This is a genomic window from Flagellimonas sp. MMG031, from assembly GCF_040112705.1.
Taxonomy (GTDB): Bacteria; Bacteroidota; Bacteroidia; order Flavobacteriales; family Flavobacteriaceae; genus Flagellimonas.
Map to the genome: position 1 here is coordinate 1,585,512 of NZ_CP157804.1, position 13,322 is coordinate 1,598,833.

General features: G+C 43.3%; 16 protein-coding genes and 5 tRNA genes. All 21 read left to right on the forward strand.

Going from position 1 to position 13,322, the window contains the following annotated elements; all coding sequences use genetic code 11:
• The first annotated feature begins 37 nt into the window (after positions 1-37).
• Positions 38-349, forward strand: a complete 312-nt coding sequence (locus tag ABNE31_RS07110; protein ID WP_179385080.1) for a rhodanese-like domain-containing protein — start codon at positions 38-40, stop codon at positions 347-349.
• Between the two features lie 21 nt (positions 350-370).
• A complete protein-coding gene (locus tag ABNE31_RS07115; protein WP_349352868.1) occupies positions 371-1,651 on the forward strand; it encodes a DUF2851 family protein in 1,281 nt (426 codons plus the stop codon).
• Positions 1,652-1,659: 8 nt separating this feature from the next.
• Complete coding sequence (locus ABNE31_RS07120) at positions 1,660-1,887, forward strand: PspC domain-containing protein (protein WP_179385078.1); 228 nt, start codon at positions 1,660-1,662, stop codon at positions 1,885-1,887.
• 3 nt (positions 1,888-1,890) lie between these two features.
• The gene (locus ABNE31_RS07125; RefSeq protein WP_293283633.1) at positions 1,891-2,898 is read left to right on the forward strand and encodes a potassium channel protein; all 1,008 of its coding nucleotides are present in this window, start codon (positions 1,891-1,893) and stop codon (positions 2,896-2,898) included.
• Positions 2,899-2,983: 85 nt separating this feature from the next.
• Positions 2,984-5,047, forward strand: coding sequence for an amino acid carrier protein (locus ABNE31_RS07130; protein WP_349352869.1), 2,064 nt, complete (start codon positions 2,984-2,986; stop codon positions 5,045-5,047).
• 21 nt (positions 5,048-5,068) lie between these two features.
• Positions 5,069-5,923: a helix-hairpin-helix domain-containing protein gene (locus ABNE31_RS07135; protein ID WP_349352870.1), complete on the forward strand. Its 855-nt coding sequence runs from the start codon at positions 5,069-5,071 to the stop codon at positions 5,921-5,923.
• 10 nt (positions 5,924-5,933) lie between these two features.
• Positions 5,934-7,103 carry an acyl-CoA dehydrogenase family protein gene (locus ABNE31_RS07140; protein ID WP_349352871.1) on the forward strand — a complete coding sequence of 390 codons (1,170 nt, stop codon included), beginning with the start codon at positions 5,934-5,936 and terminating at the stop codon, positions 7,101-7,103.
• A 91-nt stretch (positions 7,104-7,194) separates the two neighbouring features.
• Positions 7,195-7,389 carry a 30S ribosomal protein S21 gene (rpsU, locus tag ABNE31_RS07145; protein WP_090299076.1) on the forward strand — a complete coding sequence of 65 codons (195 nt, stop codon included), beginning with the start codon at positions 7,195-7,197 and terminating at the stop codon, positions 7,387-7,389.
• A gap of 98 nt (positions 7,390-7,487) precedes the next feature.
• Positions 7,488-8,378 (forward strand): tyrosine-type recombinase/integrase, encoded by an 891-nt coding sequence (locus tag ABNE31_RS07150; RefSeq protein ID WP_349352872.1) that lies wholly within the window; start codon positions 7,488-7,490, stop codon positions 8,376-8,378.
• A gap of 54 nt (positions 8,379-8,432) precedes the next feature.
• Positions 8,433-8,735 (forward strand): ribosome-associated translation inhibitor RaiA, encoded by a 303-nt coding sequence (gene raiA, locus ABNE31_RS07155; protein ID WP_179385072.1) that lies wholly within the window; start codon positions 8,433-8,435, stop codon positions 8,733-8,735.
• 101 nt (positions 8,736-8,836) lie between these two features.
• Positions 8,837-8,910, forward strand: a tRNA-Thr gene (locus ABNE31_RS07160).
• 22 nt (positions 8,911-8,932) lie between these two features.
• Positions 8,933-9,015, forward strand: a tRNA-Tyr gene (locus ABNE31_RS07165).
• Positions 9,016-9,093: 78 nt separating this feature from the next.
• Positions 9,094-9,166: transfer RNA gene (locus ABNE31_RS07170), tRNA-Gly, on the forward strand.
• Between the two features lie 90 nt (positions 9,167-9,256).
• Positions 9,257-9,328 (forward strand) — tRNA-Thr (locus ABNE31_RS07175).
• A gap of 48 nt (positions 9,329-9,376) precedes the next feature.
• Positions 9,377-10,564 carry an elongation factor Tu gene (gene tuf, locus ABNE31_RS07180; protein WP_349352873.1) on the forward strand — a complete coding sequence of 396 codons (1,188 nt, stop codon included), beginning with the start codon at positions 9,377-9,379 and terminating at the stop codon, positions 10,562-10,564.
• 71 nt (positions 10,565-10,635) lie between these two features.
• Positions 10,636-10,708, forward strand: a tRNA-Trp gene (locus tag ABNE31_RS07185).
• Positions 10,709-10,801: 93 nt separating this feature from the next.
• Positions 10,802-10,990 (forward strand): preprotein translocase subunit SecE, encoded by a 189-nt coding sequence (secE, locus tag ABNE31_RS07190; RefSeq protein ID WP_100817505.1) that lies wholly within the window; start codon positions 10,802-10,804, stop codon positions 10,988-10,990.
• A 12-nt stretch (positions 10,991-11,002) separates the two neighbouring features.
• Positions 11,003-11,554 carry a transcription termination/antitermination protein NusG gene (gene nusG, locus ABNE31_RS07195; protein WP_127140999.1) on the forward strand — a complete coding sequence of 184 codons (552 nt, stop codon included), beginning with the start codon at positions 11,003-11,005 and terminating at the stop codon, positions 11,552-11,554.
• A 67-nt stretch (positions 11,555-11,621) separates the two neighbouring features.
• Positions 11,622-12,059, forward strand: coding sequence for a 50S ribosomal protein L11 (rplK, locus tag ABNE31_RS07200; protein ID WP_127140998.1), 438 nt, complete (start codon positions 11,622-11,624; stop codon positions 12,057-12,059).
• Positions 12,060-12,079: 20 nt separating this feature from the next.
• Positions 12,080-12,772, forward strand: coding sequence for a 50S ribosomal protein L1 (gene rplA, locus ABNE31_RS07205; RefSeq protein WP_127140997.1), 693 nt, complete (start codon positions 12,080-12,082; stop codon positions 12,770-12,772).
• Positions 12,773-12,795: 23 nt separating this feature from the next.
• Positions 12,796-13,314 (forward strand): 50S ribosomal protein L10, encoded by a 519-nt coding sequence (gene rplJ / locus ABNE31_RS07210; RefSeq protein WP_179385070.1) that lies wholly within the window; start codon positions 12,796-12,798, stop codon positions 13,312-13,314.
• The last annotated feature ends 8 nt before the right edge of the window (positions 13,315-13,322 follow it).

A 13,322-nucleotide genomic window follows, 5' to 3' on the forward strand; every position in this document is an offset into this window, starting at 1 on the left:
GGATTTTTATTTTTGTAGGAATCTAAATTGAAAAATAATGTCAGATCTATCACAAGAAGAGTGGGCGGAACAACTGCAAAACGACGATAACGCCTTTATTTTGGATGTGCGTACCCCCGAAGAGGTAGAGGAGGGGTATATTCCCGGAGCTACCAACATCGATATTTATTTGGGACAAGAGTTTATGGACGAACTCGAAAAGCTGGACAAGTCCAAGAACTATTACGTCTACTGCCGATCGGGCAACCGAAGCGGACAGGCCTGCGCCTTGATGAACAGTATCGGAATTGAGAATGCCTATAATCTGGAAGGTGGCTTTATGAACTGGGAAGGTGATGTAGCAGAGTAGACCTCCATTTGTCCCAAATCAATGCGAGAAGACCTACTTTATTTTATATGGAGGCACAACAAGCTTCCAAAGATTGGCCTGCGTACCACTAATGGAACCTCGGTTGCCATTAAGGCAACTGGAATCCAAAACCATTTGGCAGGCCCAGACTTTTTTGATGCAAGAGTCGAAATCGATGGCCAGCTCTGGGCTGGCAATGTCGAGATGCATCTCAAATCCTCGGATTGGTACGTACACCATCACGAATCGGATGAAAACTACGACAATGTCATTCTCCACGTAGTATGGGAGGATGACATTGCCGTTTTTAGGAAAGATGGTTCCCAGATACCGACCATGGAAGTGCGCCAATATGTCTCTGACGAACTGTTGGACCGCTATCGCGAGCTGGTTGAAAACGCAAGGCCTACGTTTATCAACTGTGAAAAGGATTGGAAGGCCGTAGATGAATTTTTGGTGGAGAATTGGCTCCACCGCTTGTACATCGAACGGCTGGAACACAAGTCTAAATTGATAGCAGAACTGTTGGGGGCAACCAAAAATGACTGGGAGGCGGTTTTGTTTATGTTATTGGCCAAAAGTTTTGGATCGACCGTCAACGGCGCCCATTTTTTGGAACGGGCACAACGGTTGGATTTTTCGGTGATGCGAAAGGTCAGTAATGAACCCCTGCAATTGGAGGCTCTGCTTTTTGGCCATTTTGGGCTTTTGGGTGAAGATGATTGTTCTGATACCTACTACCTCCGACTTCAAAAGGAGTTTCAGTATTTGGCGCATAAATTTAGTTTGGACCAAAACCCATCAAAGCCTGCCTTTTTTGGTCTTCGACCACCGAATTTCCCCACGATTCGGGTTTCGCAATTGGTACAGTTGTATTCGGGTAGGCACCATTTGTTTTCCGAACTGATGACGCTCAAGAGCAAGGAGGATGTTTACACGAGTTTGGAAGTTTCGGCAGGGGCCTACTGGGATAACCATTATACGTTCGGGAAGGTTTCCAAAAAAAGCACCAAGCGATTGTCCAAAGGCTTTATGGATCTTCTGATCATGAATGTTCTGCTGCCCTTAAAATTCTGTTATGCCAAATATACAGGGCAGGACATGAACGAGGATTTGATTGAGCTGTTGTCCCAGCTGGACGCGGAAGACAACTCCATCATCAAAAATTTTGGGCGTATAGGTGCAAAAACACAAAACGCCTTGGAGAGTCAGGCCAAATTGCAGCTTTACAGTAATTATTGCACGAAAAATAAATGCATGCAATGCGCCATCGGCACCCAATTATTAAATAGAAATACATAATTTTAACCATGTCTTTGTTTTACGATACCTTATATTATTTTCAAAAGCGCGGTTTCGAGGTCTGTAGACGGATTGCGGAACGCTTGGGCATACGTGCCCGTGTGGTACGTACCAGTTTCATTTACTTGACTTTTGTGACCTTGGGTTTTGGTTTTGCCCTTTACCTTTTTATCGCATTTTGGCTAAGGATCAAAGACTTGATTTACACCAAAAGAACCTCTGTATTTGACCTTTAATCAATGATAAGACTGATGCGCTCCAAAATAGTATTGGCCCTTTCCTTAATGGTGGTGGTGCTCGTATTCGGGGTGGTCGGGTATAAAATGCTATCCGATTTCACTTGGGTGGAGGCCATCTACATGACCATTATTACGGTTACTACGGTCGGGTTTTCGGAGGTAAGGCCATTGGATGCCAATGCAAAGATTTTTACCGTATTTTTAATCGTTACCAGTGTTTTTATCTTTGGTTTTGCCATTTCCGTGGTCACGGAATATATTCTGGGTAGAAACTCGCTCGAACTACTAAAAAAGAAAAAAGTGAAAAAACAGATAGATAGTCTTTCCAACCATGTGGTGGTCTGCGGTTTTGGTAGGAACGGTATGCAGGCAGCGGAAAAATTAATAGCCTATAAAAAGCCTTTTGTGGTTATAGAAAAGGATAAGGAAATTATTGATCGGTATGAGGAAACGGTATTGTTTGTGGAAGGGGATGCCAACGAGGATGATGTGCTCATCCAGGCGGGCATCGAACGTGCACAATATTTGATTACGGCAGTGCCCGATGATTCAGCCAACCTCTTTATCGTACTATCCGCTAGGCAACTCAATAAGGACCTTTTCATCATTAGTAGGGCCTCTCAAATCACCTCTGTAAAAAAATTGGAGTTTGCCGGAGCCAATAAAGTGATCATGCCCGATAAAATTGGGGGCGACCATATGGCTTCATTGGTGGTAATGCCAGATTTGATTACATTTTTGGATCAACTTTCCATTGAGGGGGAGCATACGACCAACTTGGAAGAGGTCAGCATTGAAGACTTTACCGACCAGATGGATTGCAACTCTTTGCGCGATCTGGATCTTCGAAGGAAAACGGGATGCACCATCATCGGCTATATTGATCCCGAAGGAAACTACATCATCAACCCAGAGGCAGACCTCATTCTACAGCCCAAAAGCAAGGTAATCGTGCTGGGGCGGCCCGAGCAAATACGGAAATTAAATCAAATGTTTCAGATTGGTTAGTTAAAAAAACATAAAATTTGATAGCGTTGATTTTTTTTTGGATATTGCTGCCTTTACCATTCCGAAAACTAACTAATTTCAATATATGAAGTATTTTCTTTTTCTATTGTCTTTTTTTGCACTAACCACTGGTTTTGCACAGGAATTGACCGTAGTTGGCAAAACCTATAATGTTTCCGATAATATCAATGATGGGGCTATTGAGCTTGAAGTAGATGGAGGGGTAGAGCCCTACACCTATAAGTGGAGCGATCAAGAAACCCCGCTCACTTCAAAATCGGCCCAAGGCCTTGTAGAAGGCATCGCGTACACTGTGGTGGTCACGGACGCTGCCGGTAATTCGGTTACCAAGGAATTTACAGTGGAAACCCAATCCATCACAGAAGTCTTTAACGGAACCATGACCCCTGCAGTAGGCGGTTTGGGCTCCGTTTTATTTTGGGACCCTTTTGCTGCGATAGGGATTTATGATCCCGTAGCCTACGCCGATGTGAAATTGATCGGTATTCCGGATTGGAGCAATGAAACCCAAGATAAGTTCATTTTAAAGGAATGGCTCAAGGAAAACAGAGCAAGTGTTGTTGAAGGGGAAGATGTTGCCATTATTACCAGCGACAAACGAGGTGATATTACCATTCAGGCCAACGCCAAGGGAAAGTTGGTGCAAAAGGTTAAGCAAGGCAACGTCATCTATAATTCCGAAAATCAAGAACACGTTATTGAGCAGGGCGCACATTATTTTGCCGAAATCGAGTACGACGAGCCCGTAGCGATGTTGCACCCCAATGGCGATCCCATTATTAAAGGTATTCCTTTTATCGTAATATGGTTGGTGTTCGGTGCGTTGTTCTTTACCCTTCGAATGGGCTTCATCAACATACGAGGATTTAAACACTCGATTGACCTTGCCAAAGGGAAGTATGATGATCCGGATGCTCCTGGGCAGGTAACCCACTTTCAGGCTTTGGCTACCGCAGTTTCCGGTACCGTAGGTTTGGGTAATATCGCAGGTGTGGCCGTTGCGGTATCCTTGGGAGGAGCTGGGGCTACTTTTTGGATGATTGTTTGTGGTCTTCTAGGGATGTCCTCCAAATTTGTGGAGTGTACCTTGGGGGTAAAATATCGTGATATCCTTCCTGATGGCCGTGTATTCGGTGGTCCGATGAACTACCTTCGTTACGGACTGGAAAAAAGAAACCTGAAAGGTTTTGGAAAAGTATTAGCAGGTGTTTTTGCATTGCTTGCCGTGGGAGCCTCTTTTGGAGGAGGGAACATGTTCCAGGCCAATCAATCCTTTGAGCAATTGGCAGGACAATTCCCAGTGCTTGCCGGTAACGGATTTTGGTTCGGTGTGGTTACTGCCATCTTGGTAGGTGTGGTGATTATCGGTGGAATCAGCAGTATTGCAAAAGTGACCGGTAAGATTGTGCCCATCATGGCTTCCATCTATATTGTAGCCGCCTTGGCTGTAATCATCATGAACATTCAAAATATTGGCCCAGCGTTTTCTGCGATCGTCGATGGCGCATTCAGCCCTTCAGCCTTAAAAGGTGGAATTCTGGGTGTTCTGGTCATCGGGTTCCAACGCGCGGCCTTCTCGAATGAGGCTGGTGTAGGTTCCGCTGCCATAGCGCACAGTGCGGCAAAAACCAACCATCCACCATCCGAAGGATTTGTGGCTTTGTTGGAGCCGTTTATCGACACCGTAGTGGTGTGTACCCTTACCGCTTTGGTTCTGATTTTCACAGGAATGCACGAAGTGGAAGGAATGGCAGGAGCCCAATTGACTTCCGATGCCTTTGGTAGCCAAATTTCTTGGTTCCCCTACGTGTTGGCATTAGCGGTATTCCTATTTGCCTTTTCCACCATGATCAGCTGGTCTTATTATGGTATGAGGGCTTGGACCTATCTTTTTGGAAAGAGCAAGCGTTCGGAAATGATTTACAAAATGCTTTTCTTGGTATTTGTAGTTGTTGGAGCCTCCGTGAGTTTGGGTGCAGTACTGGACTTTTCGGATATGATGATCTTGGCCATGTCCTTCCCGAACATTATAGGATTGTATATCATGTCCGGTGAGGTGCGCAAAGATTTGGATGGTTATCTAACGAAGTTAAAGGCAGGTCAACTCTTTAAAAAGTTGAAAAGCTAATCCTTTCCGTATAAACATACAATGAGAAAACAATCCCACTTCAGGTTCAACAAACAGGAACGAAGTGGGATTTTCTTTTTATTGCTGATAGTGGTTCTGCTTCAATGCGTATATTATTTGGTTAAAGCAAATCCAGCACCCCTGAAAAATAATTTTGTACTGAATACAGTGGATCAGTCCAAGTTGGATAGCCTTAAAATCCAACAGTTTGAAGCATCCCAAAGGATTTTTCCTTTTAATCCGAATTACATTTCCGATTACAAGGCATACACCTTGGGGCTGTCATCGAGCGAATGGGATAGACTGTCAGCTTTTAGAAAAGAGGGCAATTTTGTGAATTCTGCGGAAGAATTTCAACTAGTTACCCAAGTCTCCGATTCCCTTTTGCATCAAATGGCACCCTATTTCAAATTTCCGGAATGGGCAGGAAAGGCAAAAACAACATCAAAGCGGGTTTCAGAAAAGCCTGTTGTGGCCCAAGTCAAGGACCTTAACATGGCCACAGCCGAGGAATTGGAAACTATATATGGTATTGGGGCCACCTTATCCCAGAGAATTGTAAAGTTCAGGGATAGGTTGGGCGGCTTTTTGGTGAACGAACAATTGTACGATGTGTACGGTTTGCAGCCCGAAGTAGTGGAAAGGACTTTACGGAAATTTCAAGTACAAGACCCTCCCACTGTGGTAAAAATTAATGTCAATAAAGCGAGTTCGGAAGAGTTGTCCCAGTTGGTTTATATCAATAAGACCTTGGCGTTCAATATCGTTGCCTATCGAGATAAAAATGGTTTATTTGCATCGTTTGGGGATTTAAGTCAGGTTGACGGATTTCCAACAGAAAAACTAGATAGAATAGCGTTATATTTGTCTCTATAAAATAGTTGCTATGAACGAAATGTACTTCACGGAAGAGCATAACTTATTCCGCGAAAGTTTAAAGGATTTTTTACAGAAAGAAGTAGTTCCCCATATAGAACAATGGGAGGAAACCGGAAAGATAGATAGGGCTATTTGGAACAAATTTGGCGAAATGGGGTATTTTGGTTTAATGACCCCTGAGTCGTATTCCGGTTTGGACCTCGACCTTTTTTACACTGTTATTTTCCTCGAAGAATTACAAAAAATAAATTCCGGTGGTTTTGCCGCGGCCATGTGGGCCCACCAGTACTTGGCCATGACCTATTTGAACAAATTGGCCAACGACGAGCAAAAACGGGCTTATTTGGAGCCTAGTGTATTGGGCGAAAAAATTGGTTGTTTGGGTGTTTCTGAACCTTTTGGGGGCAGCGACGTGGCAGCCATGCGAACCACTGCGGAGAAGAATGGGGACGTTTATATTGTGAACGGTTCCAAAACCTTCATCACTAACGGGGTGTATGGGGATTACATCATACTTGCTGCCAAAACCGATAAGGATGCCGGAAATAAGGGTATCAGTATGTTCATTATGGACAGAAATGCCAAGGGTGTTTCTGCCAACAAGCTGAACAAGCTTGGTTGGCGTGCTTCAGATACGGCAGAGTTGGCTTTTGACAATGTAGAGGTGCCGGTCGCCAATCTATTGGGAGAGGAGAACGAAGGTTTTGCCTACATCATGGAAGCTTTTGCCTTGGAGCGTTTGGTGATGGGCGTAAATGCCCATGCCCGGGCGGAATTTGCCTTGGATTATGCTTTGCAATACATGTCCGAGCGTGAGGCCTTTGGCAGAACCATAGATCAATTCCAGGCACTACGCCATCGATTGGTAGATCTTTATTCCGATATGTTGCTTTGCAAACAGTTCAATTACGCTACCGTAGCACAAATGGAAAAGGGTGCGTATGTGGTGAAAGAGGCTACCATTTCCAAGCTCAAATCCACAAAAATGGCCGATGAGGTCATTTATAATTGTCTTCAGTTTTTGGGCGGTTATGGCTACATCGAAGATTATCCGATGGCGCGTTTGAGCCGTGACAGTAGGTTGGGTCCCATCGGGGGAGGTACCTCGGAAATTTTGAGGGAAATTTTGGCCAAGATCATTGTGGATAAAAAGGAGTACAAAAAGCGAATGGTGTAGGAAGAATCAAAAAAGTAAAATATTTCTTTACCCATTGAATTTCATTTGTATATTTGCAGACCAAAATTTTAAAGAAAGGAGGTTGTAGCCCATGTTAATTATACCAGTAAAAGAAGGAGAAAACATCGATAGAGCTTTGAAGCGTTTCAAACGTAAGTTCGACAGAACAGGTACCATGCGTCAGTTAAGATCAAGACAGCAGTTCACCAAACCTTCTGTGGAGCGTAGAGCGCAAATTCAAAAAGCACAGTACATTCAAGGTCTTAGGGACCAAGAAGAAGTATAGGCTTACAGCTTCAACAAAAATATATCCATCCCGTTCCAATATTGGAACGGGATTTTTCGTTTTATATCTATACATTATTGAATCGTTACCTTTGATATATGTCGCTGTCTGCTTTCATATCCTATTTGAGATTGGAGAAGAACTACTCCCAACATACCATCAAGGCGTACGAGAGGGATTTGAAAAGCTTTTCGGGCTTCTGCAAGGAGCAGTATGATGAACAGGATATCGCAACTGTTTCTTACCCCTTGATCAGGAATTGGATCGTTCATTTATCGGAGCAAGGAGTTTACAATAGGAGTATCAACAGGAAGATTTCGTCACTTCAGGCCTACTACCGTTTTTTGTTGAAGGTCGGTGACATTACCGTCTCCCCCTTGGTCAAGCACAAGGCGCTTAAAACCAGTCAAAAGGTAGAGGTGCCGTTTTCTGAAATGGAGATGGATACCATACTCTCCGAAATTCCTTTTGAAGATGATTTTGAAGGCATCCGTGATAAGCTCATCATCGAACTGTTGTATGCCACGGGAATGCGAAGGGCTGAGCTTGTGAACTTAAGGGTTACGGATATTGACTTTTCCGGTAATGCGCTCAAAGTGCTGGGCAAACGGAACAAAGAGCGTATCGTTCCCATCTTGTCCTCTACTGTGGAGCAAATCAAGAGCTATTTGGAAGAACGCTCCAAGTTGGAAAAGGTAGTCGATTCGCAGTATCTATTTTTAACAAAAGAAGGTCTTAAAATTTATGAAACGCTTGTTTATCGAACTATAAATAAGTATTTTAGTTTGGTGTCCCCCAAGGTAAAAAAGAGTCCACACATACTCAGGCACACCTTTGCAACGCACTTGCTGAACAGGGGGGCAGATTTAAATTCCGTAAAGGAACTATTGGGTCATTCAAGTTTGGCATCTACGCAAGTGTACACGCACAACAGTATTGCCGAACTCAAGAAGGTACACCAGAAGGCCCATCCAAGAAACAAGAAGTAGCATTCTTGTATTGTTTAACTTCACTGTCCCGGACAGTACTAAAAACGTCGTCTTATGAAAGTAAACGCACAATCGGTAAATTTTACAGCTGATGGTAAACTCATTGACTTTATCCAAAAGCGAATGGACAAGATGGAATTGTTCTATGACAAGGTCATTGAATCGGATGTGTATCTCAAAGTGGAAAACACAAGTGCAAAAGAAAATAAGATTGTGGAAATCATGGTGTTCATCCCCAGGGATAAAATCATGGTAAAAAAACAATGCAAGTCCTTTGAGGAGGCTGTGGATTCCGCCTGTAGTTCCTTGGAAAGACAATTGGTGAAAAAGAAGGAAAAGATGAGGGCGAACGCCTGACGAAAATTTTTCAAAATTTATTTTGAATTAAAATATAAATATATACATTTGCAGTCCGTTAGAAATAGCGGGCTTTTTTAGTGAATAAAAAGCGGTGAAATGCCGATATAGCTCAGCTGGCTAGAGCAGCTGATTTGTAATCAGCAGGTCGTGGGTTCGAGTCCCTCTATCGGCTCGTAAATTACTGAAAATAAGGCGGGGGGATACTCAAGCGGCCAACGAGGACAGACTGTAAATCTGTTGGTTTTTACCTTCGCAGGTTCGAATCCTGCTCCCCCCACAAAGATTGTTCGTCGGAACAATTGGGATAAAAGGTTTTTTGAAATAATGGAATGTTTGGGTTTGGGCCCAAAAAAATGCGGGAGTAGCTCAGTTGGTAGAGCGTCAGCCTTCCAAGCTGAATGTCGCCGGTTCGAACCCGGTCTCCCGCTCTAAATTTGAAACTGCGGTTTCAAGACGAAGGTTGAAGTTTTAACGAGCTAGACTTGTAACTTTTAAACTCTAAACCTGATAACCCATAGGCCGGTGTAGCTCAGGGGTAGAGCGTTTCCTTGGTAAGGAAGAGGTCAGGGGTTCAAATCCCCTCATTGGCTCAAAACGATTTGTACACTAATATAAACTAAGATTAAAATTATTTTAAAATGGCAAAGGAAACTTTTGATCGTTCCAAACCCCACTTAAATATTGGTACCATTGGACACGTGGATCACGGTAAAACAACATTGACTGCTGCTATTACCACTGTATTGGCAAACGCTGGTTTGTCTGAGCTTAGAAGCTTTGACTCCATCGACAACGCGCCAGAAGAAAAAGAAAGAGGTATTACTATCAACACTTCACACGTTGAGTACCAAACTGCTAACCGTCACTACGCTCACGTTGACTGTCCTGGTCACGCGGATTACGTAAAGAACATGGTTACAGGTGCTGCCCAAATGGACGGTGCTATTTTGGTGGTTGCCGCAACAGATGGTCCAATGCCACAAACTCGTGAGCACATCCTTTTGGGTCGTCAGGTAGGTATTCCACGTATCGTTGTTTTCTTGAACAAAGTTGACATGGTGGACGATGAGGAGCTATTGGAGCTTGTTGAAATGGAAGTAAGGGAATTGCTTTCTTTCTATGAGTACGATGGTGACAACGGACCTGTAATCTCTGGTTCTGCACTTGGTGCTTTGAACGGAGAGCAAAAATGGGTTGATACTGTAATGGAATTGATGGAGGCTGTTGATTCTTGGATCGAGGAGCCAACACGTGAGGTTGATAAGCCATTCCTTATGCCAATCGAAGATGTATTCACCATTACTGGTCGTGGTACCGTAGCAACTGGTCGTATCGAAACTGGTGTTGCCAACACAGGTGACCCTGTAGATATCATTGGTATGGGTGCTGAGAAATTGTCTTCTACCATTACTGGTGTTGAGATGTTCCGTAAGATTTTGGATAGAGGAGAAGCTGGAGATAACGTAGGTCTTCTTTTGAGGGGTATCGAGAAATCCGATATCAAAAGAGGAATGGTAATCTGTAAGCCAGGCTCTGTTAAGCCTCACGCTAAATTCAAAGCAGAGGTGTATATCTTGAAAAAAGAAGAAGGTGGACGTCACACTCCATTCCACAACAACTACCGTCCTCAGTTCTACGTTCGTACAACTGACGTAACAGGTAACATTAACTTGCCTGATGGTGTTGAAATGGTAATGCCTGGAGATAACTTGACAATCACTGTTGATTTGATTCAGCCTATCGCATTGAGCGTAGGTCTACGTTTCGCTATCCGTGAAGGTGGTAGAACAGTAGGTGCTGGTCAGGTTACCGAGATTCTAGATTAAGATTCGATTACTATAAAATTGCACTCAAGGGTGTCCCGATTTCTTCGGGATACCTTTCAGTGTAAATATAAACGGGTGTAGCTCAGTTGGTAGAGCACTGGTCTCCAAAACCAGGTGTCGGGAGTTCGAGTCTCTCCTCCCGTGCAAAAGTTAAAGACATTAGCATGATAAGGTAAACAGCTCTCCGGAGCCTGTGCTGAGCACAGTCGAAGCATGCAAGTACAAAATACATAAATCATGGTCACTTACATAAAGGAATCATTTGAAGAATTAAAGAACAATGTTACCTGGTTGGAAAGAGGTAAAGCCTCAAACCTTATGGTAATCGTAGCTGTATTTTCCATCTTGTTTGCTTTGGCAACTTGGGGCGTGGATTCCTTGTTCAGTAATTTGATCACATTGTATTTTGAAAAATTAATAGGGTAAAGATCGGTCGATATGTCTGAGGTTCTGGAGAAAAAATGGTATGTAGTAAGAGCGGTCAGTGGTCAAGAGAACAAGATCAAGGGCTATATTGAAAGCGAGGTAGAGCGCGCCGGTTTTGGCGACTATCTTGATGAAGTTCTGGTACCTACCGAAAAAGTTGTTCAGATCAGAAATGGAAAGAAAATCAACAAAGAACGGGTTTACTTTCCAGGATATATCATGATCAAGGCCAATCTTGGCGGTGAAATGGTCCACATTATTCGTTCCATAACCAATGTTATCGGTTTTTTGGGAGAAGTTAAAGGAGGTGACCCCATTCCGCTAAGAAAGTCAGAAGTAAACCGTATGCTTGGTAAGGTGGATGAATTGGCCGTGAATACGGACAATGTTGCAATCCCATTTGTATTGGGCGAAACGGTCAAGGTAATCGATGGACCTTTCAACGGATTCAATGGAACCGTGGAAAAAATCAACGAGGAAAAGCGTAAGCTAGAGGTAATGGTGAAGATTTTCGGAAGAAAGACACCATTGGAGCTCAGCTATATGCAAGTAGAAAAAGTATAACAAGAGCTGTTACATATATAAAGCTGTGTTGCTTCCAATTGACACACTTTAAATTTAATTAGAAACAATGGCAAAAGAAGTAGATAAGGTAGTTAAATTACAAGTTAGGGGAGGTGCTGCGAACCCATCGCCACCGGTTGGACCCGCCTTAGGTGCTGCTGGTGTTAACATCATGGAGTTCTGTAAGCAGTTTAATGCGCGTACACAGGACAAACAGGGTAAAGTTTTACCTGTTGTTATCACCGTTTACAAAGACAAATCTTTCGAGTTTGTTGTAAAAACACCACCTGCGGCAGTTCAATTGATGGAAGCAGCCAAGATTAAAAAAGGATCGGGAGAACCTAACAGGGTTAAGAATGGTTCGGTAACCTGGGATCAAGTAAAAGCAATCGCCGAAGATAAAATGGCGGATTTGAATGCCTTTACCGTGGAGTCTGCAATGAGTATGGTTGCAGGTACTGCAAGATCTATGGGTCTGAAAATAGCCGGAACTAGACCTTTTTAAAATCTGAAAGCAATTAAGAAATGGCAAAATTGACTAAAAAGCAGAAAGAGGCCCATGCCAAGATAGACAAGAACAAGCTCTATACATTGGAAGAGGCATCAGCTTTAGTAAAAGAAATAACCAATGTAAAATTTGACGCTTCCATTGATTTGGCAGTTCGTTTGGGCGTAGACCCAAGAAAAGCCAACCAAATGGTGCGTGGTGTTGTTACCCTTCCCCACGGAACAGGTAAGGACGTAAAAGTTTTGGCATTGGTGACTCCAGACAAAGAAGCAGAGGCCAAAGAAGCTGGTGCTGACTTTGTAGGATTGGACGAATATTTGGAGAAAATCAAAAACGGTTGGACCGATGTTGATGTCATCATCACCATGCCAAGCGTTATGGGTAAATTGGGACCACTAGGTAGAATTTTGGGACCAAGGGGCTTAATGCCCAATCCAAAGACCGGAACAGTAACCATGGATGTTGCAAAAGCAGTATCTGATGTAAAGGCCGGTAAGATAGACTTTAAAGTGGACAAAACCGGAATTGTACACGCTGCAATCGGAAAAGCTTCATTCTCTGCGGACAAAATCGCAGGAAATGCAAGGGAGTTGATCGACACCCTTATCAAAATGAAGCCTTCTGCTGCAAAAGGTGTGTACATGAAGAGTATTTACTTGTCCAGTACCATGAGTCCTAGTGTTCAATTAGATCCAAAAGCAGTTCAATAACTGGTAGTTCAATTTTTTTAACTATGACAAGAGAAGAAAAAGCAACAGTAATAAAAGACTTGACTGCACAGTTGGCTGATAACCCAAATATTTATTTGGCGGATATATCAGGATTGAATGCCGTGGACACCTCCAACTTAAGAAGGGCGTGTTTTAAGGCGAACATTAAGCTTGCGGTCGTAAAGAACACCTTGCTTGCAAAAGCAATGGAAGCTTCTGATAAGGAATTTGGTGAACTTCCCGAAGTATTGAAAGGCAATACATCTTTGATGTTGTCCGAAACCGGGAACGCACCTGCGAAACTTATCAAGAACTTTAGAAAAAAATCAGATAAGCCCGTATTGAAAGGCGCCTTCATTGAAGAGGCCATCTACATCGGGGATAATTACCTTGATGCACTTGTTGAAATCAAGTCCAAAGAGGAAGTTATCGGGGATATCATCGGATTGTTGCAATCTCCCGCCAAGAACGTTATTTCTGGTCTTAAGTCCGGAGGTGGTAAATTGGCAGGTATCCTTAAAACCCTATCTGAAAGAGAATAATTCGCGCA

Excerpts from the sequence above, each read along its gene's own strand:
- ABNE31_RS07110 (WP_179385080.1), top strand. The coding sequence starts at position 38 with ATGTCAGATCTATCACAAGAAGAGTGGGCGGAACAACTGCAAAACGAC.
- ABNE31_RS07115 (WP_349352868.1), top strand. The coding sequence starts at position 371 with ATGCGAGAAGACCTACTTTATTTTATATGGAGGCACAACAAGCTTCCA.
- ABNE31_RS07120 (WP_179385078.1), top strand. The coding sequence starts at position 1,660 with ATGTCTTTGTTTTACGATACCTTATATTATTTTCAAAAGCGCGGTTTC.
- ABNE31_RS07125 (WP_293283633.1), top strand. The coding sequence starts at position 1,891 with ATGATAAGACTGATGCGCTCCAAAATAGTATTGGCCCTTTCCTTAATG.
- ABNE31_RS07130 (WP_349352869.1), top strand. The coding sequence starts at position 2,984 with ATGAAGTATTTTCTTTTTCTATTGTCTTTTTTTGCACTAACCACTGGT.
- ABNE31_RS07135 (WP_349352870.1), top strand. The coding sequence starts at position 5,069 with ATGAGAAAACAATCCCACTTCAGGTTCAACAAACAGGAACGAAGTGGG.
- ABNE31_RS07140 (WP_349352871.1), top strand. The coding sequence starts at position 5,934 with ATGAACGAAATGTACTTCACGGAAGAGCATAACTTATTCCGCGAAAGT.
- rpsU (WP_090299076.1), top strand. The coding sequence starts at position 7,195 with ATGTTAATTATACCAGTAAAAGAAGGAGAAAACATCGATAGAGCTTTG.
- ABNE31_RS07150 (WP_349352872.1), top strand. The coding sequence starts at position 7,488 with ATGTCGCTGTCTGCTTTCATATCCTATTTGAGATTGGAGAAGAACTAC.
- raiA (WP_179385072.1), top strand. The coding sequence starts at position 8,433 with ATGAAAGTAAACGCACAATCGGTAAATTTTACAGCTGATGGTAAACTC.
- tuf (WP_349352873.1), top strand. The coding sequence starts at position 9,377 with ATGGCAAAGGAAACTTTTGATCGTTCCAAACCCCACTTAAATATTGGT.
- secE (WP_100817505.1), top strand. The coding sequence starts at position 10,802 with ATGGTCACTTACATAAAGGAATCATTTGAAGAATTAAAGAACAATGTT.
- nusG (WP_127140999.1), top strand. The coding sequence starts at position 11,003 with ATGTCTGAGGTTCTGGAGAAAAAATGGTATGTAGTAAGAGCGGTCAGT.
- rplK (WP_127140998.1), top strand. The coding sequence starts at position 11,622 with ATGGCAAAAGAAGTAGATAAGGTAGTTAAATTACAAGTTAGGGGAGGT.
- rplA (WP_127140997.1), top strand. The coding sequence starts at position 12,080 with ATGGCAAAATTGACTAAAAAGCAGAAAGAGGCCCATGCCAAGATAGAC.
- rplJ (WP_179385070.1), top strand. The coding sequence starts at position 12,796 with ATGACAAGAGAAGAAAAAGCAACAGTAATAAAAGACTTGACTGCACAG.